We start from the raw sequence: 23,178 nt of genomic DNA, 5'->3' as shown, positions 1-23,178 counted from the left end.
AGCCTAGTAGTTATTTATTAAACTTATTAATTGTTCTTTTGATTGTTTATTTTTATTGGCTTCATATTGAATTATTAAATCTATAGCTTCCATCACTTGTGATTTCGCTTCGCTTACGAAAACCTCTGACATCTGTCCCTTTTCTTTCCAGCGTTTTAAAAAACCGGCCAATAGGTTACGTTCATCATCGGAAAGGATTTGCCATAGTTGTAAACTTACATCATTATAGGGTTTATTTTTTTCGTATTCTATGATTTTATCTAAGTCAGAAAGTAGTTCTTCAACTTCTGTTTCATAGTTGCCATAAGGATTAGTGGCATTTTCTATAAGATGATTGGACTCTACTTTAATTTCTGTAGCTTTTTGATAGGAATATTGATCGAAAGCTGCGGTTTTTATGCTTTCACAAGAAATTGATAATAGGCTTGCTAAGATGACTACATAAAAGAGTTTTAGTTTCTTCATCATTTTATTTGGTTTAAAAAATTTCATTTTTTACTCTGAGTATGGTATTTAAATGATAGTTGATAATTTTTTGTCTTCCTTCTGCTGTCATGAGGATTTCTGAAAATTCCAGAAAATTATCCATAAAAAAATTCTCCGTTAAAATAGCTGGCATCCATGTTTTCCTTAAGACATAAAAGTTTGCTTCTTTATCTAAATCGCCATCACTATAATCGGTACGTAAGGGCTTATTGGGAAATTCTTTTTTAAACTCTTCTCCCCAAATGGTTGCGATTTGATCGCTTGTAGATTCACCATAATAAGTATATACCTCGCTACCTTGTCCTCCTCCAGCATTGGAATGTATGCTTAGGTAAAAACAATCTTCTCCACTATAATTATTTGCTCTATTTACTCGGGTAGATAAACTTACGTCTCTATATTCTGGTGCTATATTCACATAATTAATTCCTAATTGGGTAAGTTTTTCAATTAATCCATTAACAATAGAACGATTAAACTCCCCTTCATATATGATTCCGCTTTCCCCCCAATCTTTTCTTTTTCCGGGAGTTTGATAAACCCCATTAATGAGCCCCCCGTGACCATTATCTAATAAGACAAGCATAATTTATGAAATTTTTAAAGGTTGAGTCCCCTAATTTAATAATTTTTCAGAGTAATACTTACTGTTAGTTATAAGTATTTTATTTAATTAATTGTGATCTTATTTTTTTGTATTCTTCCCAATTGAATTTTTCAAGGAATTCCAGTCCTTTTTTTGCTCCCAATAAAAACAATTCTTTTTGTCTACTAAATTCCATATTAAAATTTAACCAATTAAATTCATCATCTGCATCGATATGACAAATTAGATTTTTATAATCAGGATTTCTAAGGATAAAATCGTAATCATAAATTTGTCTCATGGTACTAATCATAGCCCCTCCAAAACTAAAAAACCCGTTTGCTTGACTATAATTTTTTCTATAAACACTTAGTCTAACCCCAAATGTAGGTCTTGAAGGTATTTTTTTTTCGTGAAAAATATTAATAGGAAAATTAGACAATAATCCGCCATCTACAAATTTTACTTCCGGGGGAACATCACCGCTGTATCCGGCATATTTTATCCAATTTTCTTGATTTTCTTTTCCTTGGTTAGGAATATTTTTTACTACATAAGGGTAGAAAAAATAAGGTACGGCCATAGAAGCCCTAGCAAATTTAGCAGGACAGATTTCTTCTAGGTTTTCCCAGTATAGTTTACCCATTCTCGGAAAATCTACTTTGGTATGCGTGGTTACTTCTGAAGTTACAACGGCTAATTGTGCGGGTGTAATTTCCTTTTGAAAGCGATGATATAATACAGGTAACTTTTTTCTTCTTTTCTTTAAGTCTCCATAAGTATGAATACCTTCTTTGGCTAGATGGTTTCCCATCCAGTTTTCAAAATTCTTACCGGGATTTAGTCCTAAATTTCTTTTTAACTGAAAGTAAATAGATAAACTATTCCATAATAATCCAGGTATAAGTCCGCCTTTGCCATCTACTTTTCGTTGAATAAGACGTTTAATACCTCGTGGGCCATCTACAAAATCAAATAGATTTTGATTACTTAAAATATTCAGGATTTTAACGGCAACGGGATCTCCTATATTTGAAATTCCGGCCATAAATAGGGTATTAATAGCACCTGCAGAAGTTCCTGCTAAACTAAAAAATCGTATTCCAGCTTGTTCTAAAATATAAGTGTAACCTACTAAAGCAATGCCCAAAACACCACCGCCTTCTTGTACCAAATCTATATATTGGTTACCATCCTCATCATAAATATCTGAAAATTGCTTTTTGCTTTCTCTTAGTTGACGGGCCTGTTTTACCAATTGGGTAATCTCTGGACCTTCTAAAAAATTTTTGTTCATGATTTTTAATTGATATCGATTACTTACATCCTTCCATAATATTTGCACCAAGTAGGGTGAAACTTTCCGGTTTCTACATTTAGGGCTTGTAACTCGTGGGGCTTTCCTGCACGATCATCAAATGAATCCCCATGCTTTTCATCATATAGGCTAACCAGTACATGGCGTTGATTGTCTATTAGTATTTCATAAGGGGAAGTATCATCTTTTCTATCTAAACGCATAAAACCATCAAAACTGGCTTGCAAGTTTTGGTGGTTAAAAGCTACTTCAGGAGTTTTTAAGAATGGAACTTCTACGACATGCTCCACAACTGCATTAAAATTATAGATTACCATATTGCGAGGATAGGGATATTCTTCGCTTTTTTCTCTGTATTGTAATATTAAATAGTCTTCACCTATCAACACAAAATTCGCCGATGGATCTTTAGTGTTAATTATAAAATTTTGATTGTTGAAATTCCATTTAATATATTTTGGAGAAATTCCTAAAATATTTTGATTAATATCGTTTTTTAGATATCTTAATTTTTCCCAACTATAATCGTAAACTTCAAACTTCATTATTTTATTATTTTTTCTTCAATTCTTGTTAAATATACTTGCCAATCTTCATATTCCCATTTTGTTAAATTTTGAATGGTCTAGTGCCTATTTTAGTTAGTTACATCCTTCCATAATATTTGCACCAAGTAGTATTTGTTGAAAGAATCGACTATTCTTTTTTGTTTCTTTAACAGGTCCAATTATTCCACCCCTAATAGCATCATTCATTTTTCCTTTTACTCTGTATTTTCATAATTAAATATCAGTTTCAAAAAATCTAATTTTTTAATTGTATACATTTACTTATTAATGAGGTTGATGAACTAAATTTATCCCCTTTATAGTCATAGCAACTCTGCGTTGCACTTTTACTACTTTCCATATACTTTTTAACCTCGTCCTAATTGTTATTTCTAGCGTGATCAATAATGCTTAAAAATTTTTAGTTACAAGAAAAAAGAAATAATACTAGTAAAAATTGGCTACTTCTGCTTAGGAGGGTTTTTAAGTGTTTCAATTTCATAAAATTACCTGTAATCTTTCAAATATTCTTTAACCCTTTTATTGACGGCAATATCATAGGCTGTTTTCCCATTATTGTTTTTAATGTCAGTTTTCACCCCTATTTTTATAAAGTATTTTATAATTTCAATTAACTCTTCTTCATTTTCCGTAGCAGGGCATTTTGCATATTTCATTAATATATTATTGCCATCTTCGGGGTCTATCCAATTGAAATTATAATCAAGATCATTGAGTATTTTAAAACAGGATAACATACCAATATAGAAACAATTATTTGGTTGTTTTAATGGATAATGTTTTTTTTCAATGAAGTATTTTAAAAATGTTTTATTATTTTTCCCTAAAAAATAATAAAACATTTTTTTTTCAGTTTCAAAAGGTATCTCTTTTGATAAATAATATTCAATGAGCTCTAAAGAATTAGATTTACATATTGAGATATATAACCACTTACGAGAACCAAATTTACCTCCTGCAGTATTGTGACAATCCAAAATAGAGTCACCTCCATTTTCTAAATACTGCTTTACTGCTGGCAAGTTACCCTTTTCGGCCTCTTCAAATATTTTCAGCTCTTCTTGCGAACAATTAGGGGCACAGGAAAAAAATAAAAAAAAGAGTAGGAAAAATTGGCTACTCCTTCTTAGGAGGGTTTTTAAGTGTTTTAATTTCATAAAATTACCTGTAATCTTTCAAAAATTCTTTAACATTTTTATTGACGGCTACATCGTAGGCTGTTTTTCCATTATTGTTTTTAATATTTGTTTTCACCCCTACTTCAATAAGATATTTTACTATTTTTAATAGTTTTTTTTCTTCTAATTTTGAATGTTGTATAATATCAATTAACAATGTGTTTCCAAAAGGATCAGTATAATTAAAGTTATAATTAGCTTCTTTTAGAATTTTCAGTTTTTCTATCTTTAAAAATTCATTATGTCCATTTATATATATGTGTGCATTATATTTATTCACTAATTTATATACAAATACCTTATCTTTTTCATTAAGTGCTATACGTAAAATTTCACTTTTTGAATAATTATCTAAGTTATTTTCATAATTCAATATCAGTTTCAATAAATCTAATTTTTCAAATTGTATACATTTATTTATTAATGAGGTTGATGAACCAAATTTGCCTCCTTTATAGTCATAACAACTCTCCGTTGCACTTTTACCACTTTCCATATACTTTTTAACCTCATCATAATTGTTATTTCTAACATGATCAATAATTTTTAAAAATTTTTCGTCACAAGAATCTTTACAAGAAAAAAGAAATAATACTAGTAAAAATTGGCTACTTCTGCTTAGGAGGGTTTTTAAGTGTTTCAATTTCATAAAATTACCTGTAATCTTTCAAAAATTCTTTAACATTTTTATTGACGGCTACATCGTAGGCTGTTTTTCCATTATTGTTTTTAATATCTGTTCGTGCTCCATTTTCTATTAAAAACTTCATCGTTTCAATAAGCTCTTTACTATCTTCATTTACTGGACAATAGGCATATTCAATAAGTAGAGTGTTACCGCTTTCCTTATTTATTTTATTAACTTCATATCCTAAACGTAAAAGTTCTTTAAGTTCGTTTTTAATTAAATCGCCTCTATAACAACTACTGGCAATACTTATGGCATCAGAATTTTCATTAATGAAAATTTTTATGAATTCAGTTTCTTTAGCTAGGATGGCCGTTTGGAACATTTCAGACTTTATATCTTCAGGTATATCATATTTTAAATATAATTTTAAAAGGTCTGTAGATTTTGAAATGCTAATATTAAAAGGAAGATCATAAAGTACTCCAAAACTCCCTTTACCACCTGATTTATAATCTTTACAATGTAATAAGGGATCTCCTCCATTTTCCAAGTAGTCCTTAACACTTTTTACATTTCCTTTTTTTGCCGAATTTATGACTCGAATGTCATTTTTACTACAACTGGGTTTACAGGAGAAAAAAATAAATAAAAGATAAAAAAAACAAAAATTTAAAATAGGTTTATAAGTTTTTAATAAAACTTTGAAATTTAGATAGTTCTTTTTTGATTTGCTTCTCATGGTAATGAATATTAGTCTTGTTTTCTAATTTTCTAATAGTTTGTTTATTTTTTTTTGCCCAATCTTCAACTTTGTTATCCATCCAAGTAGTATTTTTAGGATGAACAAAATATTTTTTTAAACTATAGTTTATTAAATAATCTATAGCTAATTCTTCTTTCCAGCATTTAGTTATTTCTCGACCAACATCTTTAACAGCCTCTATGGCTAGTTGCCCTGCTAAAGGGTTTAAAGGATGATCTACAGGATCTTTAGCTAGCTGGCTATGTGTTGGATTAGTGCCAAAATTTTTATTAAATCTTGTCTGCGACTCTTTTATTGCATCATCAGTGATATTTAATGTGATATTAAATATAATATTGCTGTAGAATTTTATTCCTTGTTGAATAAAATTTAAATTCTTCTGAAGAAAAGTAATTATTTTTCCAAGAACTGTATCAGCTTGTTGTTCTGATGAAATATTGTCTCTTAATTTCAAATATTTATTATAACCTCTCAATAGATCTGTAAACGTTAATCCTAAATATTCTATTCGCAAATTTTTAGGAACATTTTTTTCCCTAGAAGATAAATCTTTTAACAACGTTAAAACCATACTATCAAAAAAAGTTTTTTCGCCTGGCTTTAGAGCGATATATTCTTCATAGTTAATATCAAAAATCTCTTCTGAAATTTTTGGGGTTATGCTATAAAGAGTATCGTCTAAACCAAATAAGCCTGTAACTACTGGAATTTTTGAAGATTTTATCTTTCCATCTTTAATTTTTTCTATTTTTTTATCTATTTGTACCCAAGGATACACTTTTGTACAACCTAATTTTATTAATGTTAGTTCTATAAAATTGCTATGAGCAAAATAATCTTCTAACACATGTAATGCTGCTCCTAAATGTATAAAACCTTGTCTTGTTTTTCCATTTTCATACGCTAACCGTAATTGCTGAGAAAAGTAGGTTGTGCTTGATGGGCGATCTTCATAATCTTTAAAAAGATAGTTTTTCAACATTCTATCTTGATTATAATCTAATGATTTCTCTAGAGTGCCTTTATAAAATGTTTTGAATTCATAATTATTTTCAGGAAGATTATACTTGAAGTTTATAGGTTTTTTAAGTATTGTATCTCCTAAAAAACTATAGTTCTCAATTCCTTTTGGATTGTCTAGGTGTTCCTCTGGTCTATATATACCTAAAATATCTGGTGTAAGTTCGCCATATTTTTTTATAAAATTTTCTAAATGAATTTCGTAATCTTGAGAAGGAGTTTTATTACTATCTTTAAGCTTATTATAAATAAATTCTTTTACAGCCAAGATTTGTAATATTTTGCTCCAGGTTTCCTGTAATGGTAGATAACTAATACCAGGTTTTAAACTATTAAAATTAGTATTTTTTTCTTCTTTTTTATTTAAATAAAAATAATCTTTTTCTATTAAGCCTATGGTTTCTGGCACTATAATTTGTGAGTAATCTCGAAGCCAGTTACCATAATAAATTATATCTATCTCTTCTTCTTTAAAACCAACTTGTTTTAAAGCTATATATTCTATATCACCATGGCCAAACGCTTCAGGATGCTTATCTTTAACCCTTCCAGCACCAAACTCTTCTTCCATCTCTTTAAAGGTTTGCTGTAACTGTCGTAAACTTGCCGGATTGGTTAAATCTGCTGTTTTAAGTTGATTACCTGTGATAAATTCGATTAAAGTTAAGGGTCTTACTTCATAATTCAACTCTTTTAAAAACTGTGTTTTAGTAAGCTGCCTATCTGTTAAAGTTTTATCATCATCTTTTAATAATAATTTTTTCAAAGAACTATTTAAGCTACTAGATATGGTTAGATTATCGTTTTTATCTGTTTCAATAAATATTACTAAATCTTCGGGATCTGTTTTTAATAAATCTTTTTTTCTTGCTATTAAGGCATCTTTAGGATATGTGAAAATGCTTAGTTTAATTTTGCTGTTTAATAAAGTAAGTTGTTCATTACTTTTAGGAGTGTTTTCAAAAATATTGGCCACATCCTTTAGATTTATTCCTGTTAAGTTTTGGGTATAAGCCCTAGGTAAAAAAGTATCTGAAAATTTTTTTAAATAATAGCTGCTCCAATCAAGTTTAAAAACTTGATGGGGCCGTGAATTTTCAAGTAAAATATTATATTCGTTATCTGTCATCATCTAAAATATTAATACAGATAGCAATTAAAGCTACCTCTGTTGTTTAATAAAAATTAAGTATTGGTTCTGAACTTCCCAACATAGTACTGATTACCAAAGCTCAGTTTTTCTTCTTCGTCTTCTATGTATATCTTTTAAAATCATTTTTATAAAAATCAGTTAATATTTTAATCAATCTACTTTTGGTTTAAAAACCGTAATTTTTTGTAGCACTTTGTTAGGGTAGTAAAATCTATATTTATAAAAGATTTTTTAGAAAATATCTCAACATAAAAGTGATAAATCAATAGGTCTTTCAGTCATTGATAAGCTAAATCTATGTGCTTTTAGTTTAGAGAGATTTTTTATTTTTATTATACATTAATCAATACTTCATTACTTTTTTCGCTTAGGTTATAATATACATCAACTGCTTTTATGGAAATTTTTAAATGTCCTGAAGCAAGTCCTGTAATAGTTTGCCCACTTTCTAAAATCTTAGTAAAAGGTTTGTATTTTGACAGAACACTTCCATCATCAATATAAACCTCATAAAAATCGAGAGGGTTGATTGAGTTAGGTGGAGTAAAATATAAGCGGCAAGTGCTTCCTTCTAGATTTGAAATTGATAAATCTAAGATTTTTTCAGAAGGTGTGTAATTCTTAACATATACCACATTACTGCCTCTCTCTAATAAATATTGAATATCCCCATCAGGTTCTCCATTATTAATCGTCGCATTTTCGATTGGGCAGTATATAGTTACATTGTCGTTTATATATTTAAAAATTCCACTTTCAGTTCCATCTTCTCCTAAAGGTGCTATAGATAATACTGCAGTAACGTGAGAACCATTAAAACATCTTTTTCCTAATTCTTTCAGACTTTTTAAATTAACAAAATCATAACCATTTTGCCTTATAGCAGAATTTTTTAATGTCAATATACCTGGAAGATAAAGTAATTCTAAATTAGGGTGTGATTGTAACGAATTTTCACCAATTGATTTTAATTTTCCTTCAATATCTATATAATATGTTAATATGTCTCCGTGTCCCCAGTCTTTATATTGCCCATCATTCCTAAACTTATATCTTGAGATATGATAATCTTCTATTATGCAAAAAGAAATGTTAACCCCTTCATTTTCAAAAAATTTTATAATAGACTCATTTATCCCTATTAGTTCTGCTAATTTTTCTATAGAGTTGATAGAAGCCCCAACACCTCCTATAAAGGTGTTGGGTTTATAGCCTTCTTTTCGTCTTCTATGTATGTCTTTTAAGATCATTTTATAAAGTTTTAAAGACTGTTTCCTCGCTAAACTTCCCTAGATTATAAAATCCATCAAACGTCCTAATTTTTAATGTATATTTCTTTCCAGATTCTAAATCGTTTACAGTATCACCTGATTTTTCAATTACATCAAAAGGAGTATATTTTTGCCATACTGTTATTCCATCATATAGCCATATCTCATATCCGTTATTACCATTTACATTCGGCATAGGTGGTGTGAAATTCAAGTCAAATGAAGTAGAAGTTACACTTGAAACATTTAAACCTTTAGGAACCCCAACCGGAGTAGGATCTTCTAAATCGTTTGGAAAAATGAGTTGAGCCCCAAAATTATCGCGGGCAAGCTTTAACCAGTAACTAGGTTCGTTGCCTCCTATAAAATGAGTGGCTGATGAACTTTTTAACACAAAATCACCTATATACGAATGTTTAGTTTCATTTCCCAATTCACCTGTTTCACTTGATTGAACCATTATGTTATTTTTATAAAACAGTGCCTTCAACTTACCTATTTCACCTACTCTTTCATCATTATTAATAGCATACGCTAAATGTTCTGTTTTTGCAGTAGAAATATCGAATTCTGAAGTATCCAATGCTGCTCTGTCAACGGCAGTATATGTTAAGTCATTAACGGTAAATGTATCGCCAGCAACTAAACTTCCGACAATGTACTCACAATAAGCTTGACCTTTTTCCAAAGCTGGATTCGCATAAATTTTACATCCATTTGATATTTGATTGAATATGTGTAAGGAATTATACCCTTTGTATATCTCTGGAAGTTTTTTACAATTCGCTATATATAAGTGTTTAGCCGATTTTAATCCATAAAATGATTTACGTCCAACGTTTTGTAGCCAAATTTCCCGAAGGTTTGGAAAATAAAGAAGTTTTGCTTTCTCGTTATTATTTATAAAACTATTTTCTGTATGTTCCAATAATGGCAAATACATGCTTTTTAAAAGTCCCATGTTTCCAAAACCTCCATATCCACCACCAGATCGATGTGAAATCATGGATGGAGAATAAAAACATTTAAAGTTTGGCAAACCTTTAAAAGAGCCTTGGTTAATTTTTTTTAAATATCCTTCACTATCAATATAATAGCTTGCATCATTTTCATTTTTAAAAAAAAACTGTTTGATGTCATAGTCCTTTTCTATATAAAAAGAAATATTGTTATTGGCATCTATCTGAAAATTTTGAATATCTTCTTCATTTAAACCAATAAAATACTGTTCAAAATGATTTGGAGAACTTAGAGAAGCGCCAACACCTCCTATAAAGGTGTTGGGTTTATAGCCTTCTTTGCGTCTTCTATGTATGTCTTTTAAGATCATCTTTTTGTGAAAAAATAATTAATGTTTTCACCATCATTTTCCAACCATAAATCAAATAAACTATCTGGTTCAAATTCATCGCTTGACAGTAATTCGGCATTGTTCACTGATGGGAATGCCGTTTTTCCGGTAGTGTCTATTAGTACACGTGCCCAACCTCCCTCTACAGCATTTACATAGGTATAAGTATTTTCTGTTGAAGGATTTGCCATATTGCAAAAATTACCCTCTACATAACCTAAATCTATTACATTACTCGTATTTTGGGTATAGCGGGTTTTGTTACCATCGCTTACACCTTTCAATAAATTGTTTGATTGCTGAATAGGATTGGTACCTTCACCGCCGCATTCCGGATTACAAGGCAGGCCTTCTACATTTAGACCTATAGTACCGGCTTGGACGACAGTTAGATCTGTAGGCACACGAGTTTCCCATGTCTCTTCTACTTCTCCTTCGGTAGATTGTAACTCTTCTGCAATAGAAACATACAAATCGTCATCCATATCTATAGCCAATTGATTCCCCATCCAAACGTCACCTGTTTGTAGGTAATAGGCTACTGCTTCTTCAAAACCGGGACGTACCGGCACTACCATTCGTGCCATCCCACTTTGCATAAATGCTTGAAAAACGCTATCTGTACCATTACTTTCTTTTAATAATTCTGCCCATTTATCTTCTTGTGCATAGTAGTACGGATAGAAATTATAGGCCATAATATCCCAATCGAAAACATTCTCAAAAAACTTAATTCTGGAAGCGTGTTCGTCTAAGTTTTCTGTTAAATTAAGAGAAGTATTATTACTGTAATGATTGTTGGCCAAATTAATAGCGAATGGCTTGGTAAGCATTTGTATAGCCAACCTTTTTAATTCCCTTTTTTCTAAAGTACGGTTAAAAAGCGGATTAAATTGCATTCTCTCTGTTTGTGTTTGCTCTTCTGGAGTAAAGTTTGAGTATAATGCATCGTTATATTCCTGTACCCGCTCTTCATAAGCTTCCATAATAGCGTTGTAAGTTTTTACTTTCCAACTTTCATAAGCTTCACCTGTTAGTTTACACTTTACCTCAAACTGTACCAAAGCCTCTGAAGAATTATCATAAATCATTGCTCCAACAGGGATTTCACCTTCAAATTCATCACCAGAAATATAGTGACTCCTAGAGTTATTCTTATAAATATTTTGACCACTTCGACTAATATTGAATTCTTTGGAGTCTGTTCCTATCATAGTTATAATTTTCGGACTTTCTGCTCCTGTAAGATGAAACATCATTTGACAGTTAGATTTTCCTGAAAAACTTACATACCCTTCAGGGATTTCAATCTTATCACTTACAGAACTATATTTCTTATCTCTATTTTCTGTTCCTGAGGTTGACCACTGTATTTTTAAACTTTTACCAATTTTTATATATTCCTTAGGTGGCTCTTCTACTTCAGCATTCACTGTAGAGGCAATATCTATGTAATTATATCGGGTTATTTTGTTTGCACTACTAATAGTGGGTGCTTCTGGCATACTGGGTAAAATAATACCATCTGGTCTAGTATTAGAAGTACCTGAATTGGAAGCAACTTCTTTTAAAATGGCAGATTTAAAGAATTTTGAAGGTTCTGGAACACTAAACTCGTACATTAATCGTTTGCCATAGTTAATTAATTTATTTTTATAGATTTTATCTACCCAGCGATATACCCCGGTTACGTGAGAATCTCCATTTCTATTGTCGAAACCATGTTTGTTGTTTTCTTCAAATTCACGAAGTATTCTAGTGGTTCTCTTTTTGGTTGTTTTGGTCACTACACGTTCTAAGGCCCTTTCTACAACTTCTTGTGCATAGGTTTGGGATGTGCTATTAGAATTTGAGGTTGCAGAAGAGGAAGCTCCTTCCATAAATGCATCTGCATAAAAACTAATCCCGCTTCCCGGATAAGAGCCACTTACTCCTGTAGAAACCCCTTGGTTTTGAGATTGATTTTCATCAATCACTGAACTAACTTCTGTAGCTAATTCATTTCTCTCTGTAGTGGTAGTATCTGAGAGTTTTTCTACTTCTTTTTCTTCAATCTCTTCTATTATATTTTCGGTACTTAGCAATTGCCTTGTAGAGCGTTCTTTATATTCTCTGGCCAATATATTTTCTATATGAGAAACTTCACCGGGAACATAACAGCAAACTTCCTGTTCTACCTTTCTAAAGTCTGCCACTCCCAGTTTTTGTATACCGTAGGTAATTATATCTTTTTGCTCTGGATTATATTCATCTGATCTTACATTAAAGTCTTTAATTTGAAGTTCTTCAACTTTTACCTCAGGAACACTAACTTCAATTTCTCTACCATCTTCAAAATCAATAAGTACATCTGCTTTAATAGGAGTATTACTAATATCTATAAGATCACTAGTTAATATAAGTGTATCATCCGATCCTTGACTAAAATTTGGTTTCATTTGTATTGAAGAGCTATCTGAAAAATTCAAAATAAATTCATTTGCCGTCACACCCATATCTGAATTTCCTGTGGCAATATTTAAAGAAAAATAGCCTTTATTTTTATCTATATTGCTTTTAGTAATTTTAGCTACAGATGTATGTTTAGGAATATTTCTAGACTTTGCTTTAAATTTCACCCCTCTATAGGAAATATCCCGAGCTAAATTTTTATCTTCTTGGTCAATTATATTTTCTTGCTCTTTAATTTTTTCTTCAAGCATCTTTAACACATCTTCATCTTCAGAAACTGCTTCCAGTTTTAAATTTTTAACCAAATTATAGGTTTCTCCTGATACATTTTTTTGTAAAAAGCTATCATTAAATACATGTTGCCTTTCAAATCTAAATTCAGGTAAGTTTAAATCTTCATAATGAACTTCTCCTGTTTCGGGATCTTCTACAGGTTTAGCTTGGTTATATGCTTCATCAACTTTTACATTATATTCTTGTAAAGCCCTATTATAAGCATCTTGATTAGTGATTTCGGTAATTTGAATAGCTTGGTTAATTTCTTCTATAGCTTGTGATATATACCCTTTTTTCATTCTAGCAATATGGGCATCTATTTGACTTTCCAGTACCTGAAAATCTTTATAGGAAGCTCTACGCGATGGATTTATTTTTATCATATAATTACTAGGGATGGGATCTGGAATTACCACATAGGCATTAGCGAGTCTCCTTAATTGCTCATCTGAAGTAATTAAAATAGCTGAATCTGAAGAATAATCATTTTTTTTAATGAAGTTATTAGCTACAATTAATTGAATAGCGGCTTCTCGTACAGCATCTGATTTTTTTGTATTTATTTGATAGAAAAGGTTATCCCACAATTCTATTTCGTCTTGGAGAGATAATGTCGATAAACTAGTTGTTTTTTCTTCAGCTTCTGCTTTAGTAATGGTGTTTTTGTTTTTCATTAGCCATAAGGAAAAATCGAAAAGTTCTTCTCGATTTATTCTGATGAACTTTCTTGATGTATAATAACTAAATGAATTACTGACTTGTGACAGATATTGCCTTCTTTGATCACGTGTATTAATAGTGCTTATATTTTCTAAATAAGCACTTTCGGAAAAACTGGTATCTGGAAAAAATATAAATCCCCTTTCTTTCTCTTCTTTCGATAACAGTTGCGGATTTCTAATTGAAACAAAATTGAACAATGTAGACTTAATGGGTTTTTCTGACATAGAAAATAAGTTTTAGTGCAAATAATTCATGACTATTTGCAGATTAATGAAAAAAAAATACTTTGTGGGGATTCTTATATATTAACTTAAATGAATAAGTATTTATTGTTAATATTTTAATTTTTATATTATAATTTCAATTTATAAACTTGTAAAGCCCTAATAAATAAAAAATTACCGTTTAAAATAATTTTTATTCATAACTAAAATTCCTAATGATCTTATATAAAGAAATAAATATTCTAAAGAAACGAAAAGAATTATATGTTCTCTTTACGGTTTAATATAACTAAATTAGTTTTAACTAGTGGTTTGAATCGTTATCGTATCTGAAAACTCTACTTTGCCATAATCATAGTCCACTACTTTTAATCTTATTTCGTAAGTAGTTACTAGTTTTAGATTATTAATTTTTTTATTTACACTATTCACTTTAGTAAACCTAAAGAACTCGTTAATGACGTTTGCAGGATCGCTAAAATCTTTTATCCATACTTCATAAAAATCTGCTGTTTAAGATATTAATGAAATATAAAATTTAAGATCCTGAGTGAGAATTATTTTAATAAAAATAAATCTATAAAGCAGCATTTGGATCCTGAATAATTTGAATATCTCCATCATTTAAGAATGTCCCATTCCCTACTCTCATAAAATCTAATTTGAAAGTAACATAATAAGTACGTGAAGGTTTAAACCACAAATAAACATGGTTATCAGAACCTGCATATTGTCCAGCAGTTATAGTATTAGAATTATTAACTACTGTTTTATCATTTATTATTTCACCATTACCTGCATAACAGTACCCCACCCATATTACATCTATAATATCATGTCCGTAGTATTCATAACCAGAGGCTTTTACATAATACATTTTACTATCTGAATTAATTTTATAAGGTAGACGTATATGTATGTAATTCTGACTATTATTAGTTGAATAAAATTTAGCAATACCTTGATTAACTGTTCCTCTTGAAGTGCTTTCATCTATATTTAAAATAACTTCTCCTGTTTTACCGTTTACCGATGTTACTGGCGCAAAGTTTTCAATAGAATTCTTGACTCCTAAAGGAGTGACATATTTATTATTATTTGTCGCTGAATTTACTTCACTCGAACTTGCTTGTTGCACTATCCCTCGTTGCGAAGTAGAAGCATTGGGTAGGTTTTCTACATAATCATCTTCTAACCTATTTACAAAACTATCTATAAGGTCTGCAAATTCATCTTCAGTAGGTTTATCTCCTGTTTCAAAATATGATTTTAGGGTTTGTCGGTTTTGTTGTGCCATAAGTTTTGTTTTTATAATATTATCTATCTAATTCTAAATGTTATCTCGCTAATCATATCTCCAATACCTCCAATATCTTTCCAATTATCTATTTGATGAATAGTTAATATATTTTCTTCAGTACTTAGCATTCCCGATGTATTTTCTGCAATTACTTTAAAGTGATGATAAATAGGGTTTCCTTCATTCTCAATAAGGAGACTACTATCTTGAAGATCAGTATCTTCTAAATTTAAATAAATCGTTTCTTCAGTTGTTCTAGGAACGGTATGTATTTTAGTCCAATTTCCTTGACTATTCATTTTATACACATGATACTTACCTTTATAACAAGTGGCATTCCAAGTTAAGGTTACATAACTTATGATATGTTGATTATTAGGCGGAGTAGAATAATATTCCAATACAGGGGATTCCGGCTTTTTGTTTTCTACAATTAAACTCGCTAATATCTTAGAAGCTTGTGAGGGTGCAAACTCTGTAATGACAACCGCATTTTTATCGGCATATTTTACTTCCCTTTCTACAATTACCCTGTAGTATAAAGCATCTCCGTAAGGTACTTGAGGAAGATCATTGAACGTATCTGCTATGGTCCAAACTTCTTCATTATTTGAAATCTCATCAAGAACAGAAGTAGCTACTAATTTCATTGTTCTAATAGACTGAGCTTCAATTTTCGTATGGGAACGAAAGAGTTTTACTTTTTTAATATTTTGAACCTTCGGATAAGAATTGATACTAATTTTCACCGAAGGAGCAGTACCTGTAAGCTCATTGGCTAATACCGGTTTAATTGACTTTACTTCAGGTGATTTAGGAGCATTGGTATTTACTAATTTGATAGGGCCTAAAAATGGACTGAATTGCCCTATTTTCATTTGGGATCCCATTTCTTTAACTCCATAGAAATAGTAGTTGGAAGAAGTTCCATCTAATTTAAAATCGGTGAACTGGGTTTTATAATTTCCAACTTTTTTCATCATAGGCGCCATCTTAAAATCTGGATGGTTCGGCGCTAAAGCATACCCGTTTTCATCTTTTATATTTTGCTTTTCATCTTTGGGTTGATAACTAGCCCCTTCAATATGTTCATATATGATGGGAAGCCGCGTTAAGGGCACAAAAGCATTATAGATGGCTCCTTTAAAAAACTCAACTATTTTAGGATCTCCTACGGCAAGTTGTCCGGGAGATTCGGTAATAAGGGGCTCATTTAAATTTTGAAGAATTTGATTGGCCCAATCAAAAAACTCTTGCTTATCCGGGTTGGGAAATTTATATCCGCTTCCTTGAGAAATTCCGTTTTCGTCATATTCCTTGAAGTCTCCATCGGTTTTAATAGTAGAAAAATCTACAAAATTTTTCCATCGATCTGTAAAGAAAGGTTCTTCCGGTCCTCCCAAGTCTTTTAAAGCGGTTCTGATTTGTTGAACAGTTGCTTTGGAGTAGATTGAATTTAATAAGACTTCATCGTTACTACGATAGAATAACACCCCATAAGGTTGATGATTGTATTCTGTAGTGAAAGTATAAGTAGATCTTCCAAAATAATCAGGTCTAGTGGCGTAATCAGATCCCAAAGGTTGTTGGGGTGGTTCTGGTAAAACTATACGTTGAGCCATCATTAAACCGGGTGTACTTACCGGACTAAAATAATTATAGTTCGTATCTTCACTTCTCACTCCAAAAATGGAATAATCTACATCTTTAGAAGTAGGAATTAATTCTTCATTTAAACCTACACTAGTTTGTTCATATAAATATACTTTATAGGAAGGATAAAAATTAACCGAGATATTTGTTCCTGTAGGAATTGGATCTAAATCTTGTGCCGGTACGGCTACCGTATCAGGATCATCCACATAAATTACTAAATCTTCTGCTTCCCCTATATTTTCTATTTTACCAACTTTTAAAGTTTTTCGACTTTTTATAGGAGTATTGCTCGAATCTAAAGAAGATTCCGTAAATACTCTAGCTATTCCTTTATCCCAATCTACCGAGGTTTGACCTATTGAAGTAGTATGCTGTGGATGGTGATCCAATTGTATTCCGTGGAAAGTGATTTTATAGAGTCCTTTATGAACCTGTTCCGTAATTAAATTACCATTAGTATCATATTGCAAGTTTCCATTAGCATCAAGTACTTCTTGAGGTTCTAGTACTTTTTCAATAGTCGTATGATTTTCATCTGCTTTAGACCATATTCCTCTGGTTTTTTCGAGTTTACGTTGAACGCTTCCATCTGCATTATTTTCTTCAATCACTTCACGGTGAACAGGCCAATTGTCACCAATTAATATTTTTGTAGCTAATGGGTTTGAATTCCCCCAACTGCTAGCATTTTGCATATTCTCTACAGCCATAAACAACCCATCATTGGTAATTACCGGAAGTTCTAATTCTTCGGGATTAATGGTAGATGAAGGGATTTCACCTGTTATGGCATCGGTTACCTGAGTTTTATATACTTTAAATTTAGGATAAGTAGCACTTGTATCTATCGATTGTATGATATAGCTATTTTCGTCAATATTAATAACTCCACCTATATAATTACTTACCTGAGAGCTATTTATGTGAGGAACAAGTTGTTCATTATTGCCTTGACTTGACAAATTATAAGGAGCTGTTTGTAAAATTGCCAATAAAGGATTGCTAGAATCATTATTGACTGCTGTAATTTTACCTCTAATATTATTAGGAACTTGATTTCTGAAATAGATTTCTGCCCTTTCTGCAAAGACTTCATCATCATCAGTGAAAATTGAAGTAGGGTCATTCTCATAATCCTGATTACTTATAGTTGAATCATTGGGAAGACTGTACTTAATAATTTCATGAAATGCGTGATAATCATAAGTTAATCTAACTAGTGTTTTATCTTCTATGTTAGTATTTGCCTTAAGTGTCGCTAACATTTCTTGTTCCTTCCCGGAGGTTAACAGTAAAGGACTTTCAGGCTGAACTAAAACTGCACGTACATTAGTAGGCGCGATTAAAGAATTATTAGGCTTTATATCTGAATATATCGATTTTTGGATTTCACTTTGGCTTGCTCTGTAAAACCAATTAATTGCATAAGACTTGTATCTGTACCAACCTTTGATAGTATGATTGTCTACATAGAATGGTTTGCCTAACTCAGGAAGTAACAAGGGAATTGTTTCATTAGCACCTAGGCTTCCATTGCCTAATACATTTTGATATTCATCTGTATTCGAAAGTTCTGGTTTTCGCCAAGTGGTTTCATTATCCATTTTGTATTCTAAACCTCCATAAATAGGTAAGGTATATAAATGAGCAGAAAATTCTTGGTAACTATTATAAAATGGTAAATTAGAAAGAGTTTCCGGTATTTCTTCTGTAAATAAACTTACGTAACGCGTCTTCCCATCAAAAGTATAGCCGTTTTCATCGGTTAAATTAATGGGTTGGGCATTTTCATAACCATAAAATACGCCGGGTACTATATTTTTTAAATCTATGGGAATAGGTAAGCGTTCATCTGAAATACCTGTAGGTAAACTCATGGATAAATGTTGAACTTCTCGAGCCCCTTCTCCATCTTGAAGATTTCCAAATGTGACGTATTCTGTTACATAAATATACTGATCTGTAAATACTTCAGTGTCTATATCTAAACTACCCAGTCCTAACATTCTTGCAATATGGAAGTCATACGCTGCCATATTTAATAAATCTAAATTAGAAATTTGTGTAGTATCTTGTCCAGTACCATCTAAAGCAATTGATTCGTTGGCAATTGGGTTATTTTGATTATCACTTAAATCAATGTATTTACTTACTACTTCCTTAATATTTCGGTCGCCGGGTTCAGATATGCCATTCCATTGCTTTTTATAATTCTCAACATTTACATGTTCATTATCATTAAAACGCAACCAATTCGCATGAACATCGCCTGAATTAGGTTCTAAGGCATTAAATACGGTTTGGTCATTTTTGCTTAATGCGTAATCCCCTAAAAACCACCAATCACTTTGGGAATTTACTTGGGTAAGGAAATCACTATAAAATTCAAACTCAATGCTTGTTAGCATACAATTATATGCTTTATAGCGCACGCCTATTCCATTTTCACAGGTAAAGACCATTTTTGAAATTTCAGAAATCCCGGTAAATGTTTGTCTCGCTGAAACTGTTTTATTAGCTAAAGGAACATTTTTTGAAACCGATAAGGTTTCTGCTTGTACACTTCCATTATTGGCTAACTCTTCATTTACTTTTAAAGTTACTTTAAAAAAGAGTTCTTCTTTTGTTTCTATTTCAATTAACTCTGAACCATAATTTTGTAAAAATGAAACATGGTCTTCTATAGGATTTGTATTATTTCTTACATTATCATACTTAGTTGTATTTCTAAAATGAATATAGATATCCCGCTGTTCATATCGGTATATCCATAAATGATTAGTACTATCTACTACTGTGGGTGCAGTTTCTTGGAAGTTTACTATAAAAGTATATTTTCTGTACCGTGTTCGGTAAAGTTTGATAACATCATTAGGCTTATTAAAATTATATTGATTGGTGGCATAATTACGTTTAGGCAAGTGTAATTCTCCCAACACACCTCTTAGTACCCACCTTAAATGAATACCTTTTGTACTGTCATTTCCTTGCGATCCTGCTGCTTGCAAATAGAAGTTAGGAGATTGCAACCACGTTACACTAGTGTTAGAAATTTTAGTTCCTTCATCACTACCGCCACCATCGTCGTTTTTAACAAACTGTACAGTAGCTGAGGCTGAAGCCTGCATTCCATTTACATAAAAACCTATTTGAGCTTGTCCAATATTACTGCTCTTGATATATGATATGTAAGAACCAGTAGTGCTTTCAAAAACAGCATTGTTGGGATTAACAGCTCCAAAATTATTGATTTTATGTATGCTTACTAGATAGTTACCAAAGTTATTGGGGAGTAAATTAACAGGATTTCCATTTTGATCTCTTAATACAATTTTTATAGTTGCTTGATCCTGACCGTTGGCTACTACCGTATTTGGAATAATTTGGATAGTACTTTTCTCTAAATCAACTTCATTTAGAGGATCTGCCTCACAGCTTTCTTTTATTTGTACTTGAGCATGTTGAGCCCCACTTTCCCCTAATATAGAAAAACTTAGAGTAGCTGTTCCTGTAATTGTACTCGATAGTAAAGCTGAATAAGTCCCATTCCCATTATCTGTAGTCAAACTTATATTACCCAAGGAAGTATGAATAATTACATTTTGCCCTCCGGTTACTACTAGATTTCCATTCGTATCAACTAATTGAACAGTAATGGTTGATTGTTGTTCTCCATTAGGGGTAATACAGGAGGGTAAAGCATGAATAGTACTCAACTCTAAATTTATACCTACTCCACAGGATTTTGAAAACACAACTGTTCGATAACTTATGGCTTGACTTCCGTTTAAAAGGAAAGTTAAAGTAGCTATTCCTGATTGATTGCTGGTTAAGTAGGCCGTATAAGTACCATCATTATTATCAATAGTATTAGAAATATTACCTAGTGTGGTATGTATTTCTACATTATCACCACCTACCAATAAAGGATTACCTGAATTGTCCAGTAAATATACGGTAACTTCTGTTGGTGTTTCCCCATCGGGTACAATACAATTGGAGGAAGTTTTTATCTGACTGTTAGTTAAATCACCCCCTGATATATTACAAGAAGTCGAAAAATTAATCCATATATAATTTTGACTTGAATCCCCATCTACTGAAAATGAAACAAAAGTACCTGAACCTCCGGTAGCGGTTAATATAGCGGTATAACTACCATCTCCTTGATCTGTTACATTGGAAATATTTCCTGCAGTATTGTTTATAGCTACATTAGCACCTCCATTTAATACTGGGTTTCCATTATCATCATATAATTGGATAGTAATTAAAGATTGTCCTTCTTTGGGATGTATACAATTAGGGCTAGCTGTTATGGTACTATTATCTGCATTGGGCTTTGTTGATCCACATTGCTTAGAAATTGTGATGTCAATGGTTTGAACCGATTCTTTTCCATTTACTGTAAAATATACGGTAGCTATTCCCTCATAAGCACTTAAAAGTTCACACGTATAAGTTCCATCTCCGTTATCTTGAATGGAAGAAATAGTTCCCAAGGAAGTAAAAACCTCTACTTGATCTCCCCCATTGATAATGGCATTACCAGAAGAATCATAAAGTCGAATAGTTATAATTGATTTTTCTTTACGGCGTAAACATTTATTAGATGCTTGGATGGTACATAACTTTATATCTACTTCCTGATCAAAACATTCTTTAGATACTCTTATTTGTACCGAAGCAGGAAGTTCTTTACCATCTAAAAAAGCTTTAATAGTAGAAACTCCCGAAGAATTACTAGAAAAACTTACGGAATATACACCGTTTCCATAATCGGTTACTGCTCCTAACTGACCTAAATTAGTAGTAAACGAAACATTATCTCCTCCACTTCCTAAAACATTGCCTTCAGTATCTCTTAATTTCAGGTAAATTAAGGATTGCATTCTTCCGGGAAGCAAACAATCATTTTTCACTCTAATAGTAGATTGCTTTAGATCAATTTCAGGTTGCTTTGTAGGATATTTACAAATTTCTGTTGAACTAGGTATATTTATAGTCTGTAAACTAATTTGTGGTTGAGGATATTCAATACTATTAAAGGCATTCAGCTCTATACGATTAGTTGATGCAATAAGCTCATACCTTTCAAAATTGAAGTTATCCTCTACTTCTACAGTTTCACAAGTTTTATAGTCCGTTCCTGAATTGGAAATGATATAATACCCTCTCTGATAAGGATAAGAGTAATAGGAGTAAATATAATTTTCATTTAAATTAATTGGTGTAAGCCTTTTATTGATAGCGGCTATTTCAACTTTTCTTGTCCAATTTAAATTTAAAGAATTACTTAAAGAATGAAGATTACCTCTATAATAGATTAAATGATCATCACTAACATTTTCTATATCTTGAGCAATTTGACTCCAAGGTTTATCTGAAATATTTATGGAATTAGTTGCCTTAAGACCATAAAAGTCAAAATTCATTACAAATATATAATTACCTTGATCTGACCAGTAACCTCCCATTGCTGAAAACTTTCCTTCTTTTATAGAAGAAAGTCTAAACAAATGCAAGTAATTTCTCTTTGAATTACTTTTACCTAAATTAAATTTGTAAGTATTTGATAATCTTAAATTAATATCCACATAAAAAATACAGATATTTTTACCATCAGATCCCGCCAAAACAATGGTCTCCTTAAAACTTTGTTGGTCACGGATAATTATTTTGGGATTTGTGGTCTCTAAAATTTTATTATCCACAAAATTTCCATTATCGTTTTGAAATTTTATAAAACGATAATCTAACCTTCTTACCCCACCATTATAGGAATGAATATCTTGAACAACCAATATGGAATATTCTTCTGAGAGTGTATGAAGTCTTGGCCGGAAGCTTAACCTATTATAATATAATTGCGTATTATTTTTATCGTAATATTTCTTTACCCAAATTAAATTTCCATCATCATCAATCTTTAATATCAAAGCCTGCACATCATCATAGGCAAGTAACAGCAATTCCTTGGAACTTGCTTCAGTGATATCTTCAAAATGAATTTTAACACTACCACTATTAACTGCGTCGGGATATTTAAATCTTTTTTGCCAAACTTGATTTCCAGAAGAATCAATTTTAGAAACATATAAATTTACCTTAGGGGTTTGATTATTATTGTATTCCCAACCTAGCACATAAGAATAACCATTAATCTCTTTAATGTTTTCTATTCTCACACCAGGTTGATCGTATTGATATAAATAGCTCATT

At 31.2% G+C, this 23,178-nt stretch carries 13 protein-coding genes; all 13 read right to left on the bottom strand.

All coding sequences use genetic code 11. The features are described from left to right. Positions 1-3 precede the first annotated feature (3 nt). Positions 4-468 carry a hypothetical protein gene (locus FVB9532_RS02320; RefSeq protein ID WP_228482237.1) on the bottom strand — a complete coding sequence of 155 codons (465 nt, stop codon included), beginning with the start codon at positions 466-468 and terminating at the stop codon, positions 4-6. A gap of 10 nt (positions 469-478) precedes the next feature. Continuing rightward, positions 479-1,072: an N-acetylmuramoyl-L-alanine amidase gene (locus FVB9532_RS02315; RefSeq protein ID WP_150543605.1), complete on the bottom strand. Its 594-nt coding sequence runs from the start codon at positions 1,070-1,072 to the stop codon at positions 479-481. A 79-nt stretch (positions 1,073-1,151) separates the two neighbouring features. Continuing rightward, the gene (locus tag FVB9532_RS02310) at positions 1,152-2,369 is read right to left on the bottom strand and encodes a patatin-like phospholipase family protein (protein WP_150543604.1); all 1,218 of its coding nucleotides are present in this window, start codon (positions 2,367-2,369) and stop codon (positions 1,152-1,154) included. 23 nt (positions 2,370-2,392) lie between these two features. Then, complete coding sequence (locus tag FVB9532_RS02305) at positions 2,393-2,935, bottom strand: hypothetical protein (RefSeq protein WP_150543603.1); 543 nt, start codon at positions 2,933-2,935, stop codon at positions 2,393-2,395. A 509-nt stretch (positions 2,936-3,444) separates the two neighbouring features. Further along, positions 3,445-4,116, bottom strand: a complete 672-nt coding sequence (locus FVB9532_RS02300; RefSeq protein ID WP_150543602.1) for a hypothetical protein — start codon at positions 4,114-4,116, stop codon at positions 3,445-3,447. A gap of 4 nt (positions 4,117-4,120) precedes the next feature. Beyond that, positions 4,121-4,786 (bottom strand): ankyrin repeat domain-containing protein, encoded by a 666-nt coding sequence (locus FVB9532_RS02295; RefSeq protein ID WP_194716466.1) that lies wholly within the window; start codon positions 4,784-4,786, stop codon positions 4,121-4,123. A gap of 4 nt (positions 4,787-4,790) precedes the next feature. Beyond that, positions 4,791-5,318 (bottom strand): ankyrin repeat domain-containing protein, encoded by a 528-nt coding sequence (locus FVB9532_RS02290; protein ID WP_150543600.1) that lies wholly within the window; start codon positions 5,316-5,318, stop codon positions 4,791-4,793. A gap of 130 nt (positions 5,319-5,448) precedes the next feature. Beyond that, positions 5,449-7,680 (bottom strand): HET-C-related protein, encoded by a 2,232-nt coding sequence (locus tag FVB9532_RS02285; RefSeq protein ID WP_194716465.1) that lies wholly within the window; start codon positions 7,678-7,680, stop codon positions 5,449-5,451. Between the two features lie 356 nt (positions 7,681-8,036). Continuing rightward, on the bottom strand, positions 8,037-8,954 hold the full coding sequence (locus tag FVB9532_RS02280) for a hypothetical protein (RefSeq protein ID WP_150543598.1): 918 nt from the start codon (positions 8,952-8,954) through the stop codon (positions 8,037-8,039). 1 nt (position 8,955) lies between these two features. Next, a complete protein-coding gene (locus FVB9532_RS02275) occupies positions 8,956-10,305 on the bottom strand; it encodes a fibronectin type III domain-containing protein (RefSeq protein WP_150543597.1) in 1,350 nt (449 codons plus the stop codon). Then, positions 10,302-14,000, bottom strand: coding sequence for a hypothetical protein (locus FVB9532_RS02270; protein ID WP_150543596.1), 3,699 nt, complete (start codon positions 13,998-14,000; stop codon positions 10,302-10,304). Before FVB9532_RS02270 ends, FVB9532_RS02275 begins: the two co-directional genes overlap by 4 nt. Positions 14,001-14,577: 577 nt before the next feature. Continuing rightward, positions 14,578-15,297 carry a hypothetical protein gene (locus FVB9532_RS02265; RefSeq protein WP_150543595.1) on the bottom strand — a complete coding sequence of 240 codons (720 nt, stop codon included), beginning with the start codon at positions 15,295-15,297 and terminating at the stop codon, positions 14,578-14,580. A gap of 23 nt (positions 15,298-15,320) precedes the next feature. Continuing rightward, complete coding sequence (locus FVB9532_RS02260) at positions 15,321-23,177, bottom strand: Ig-like domain-containing protein (RefSeq protein WP_150543594.1); 7,857 nt, start codon at positions 23,175-23,177, stop codon at positions 15,321-15,323. Between the last annotated feature and the right edge of the window lies 1 nt (position 23,178).

This window comes from Mesonia oceanica (assembly GCF_902499555.1).
In the GTDB taxonomy this organism is placed as follows: domain Bacteria; phylum Bacteroidota; class Bacteroidia; order Flavobacteriales; family Flavobacteriaceae; genus Mesonia; species Mesonia oceanica.
This window is presented reverse-complemented; position numbering and strand designations above follow the sequence as displayed.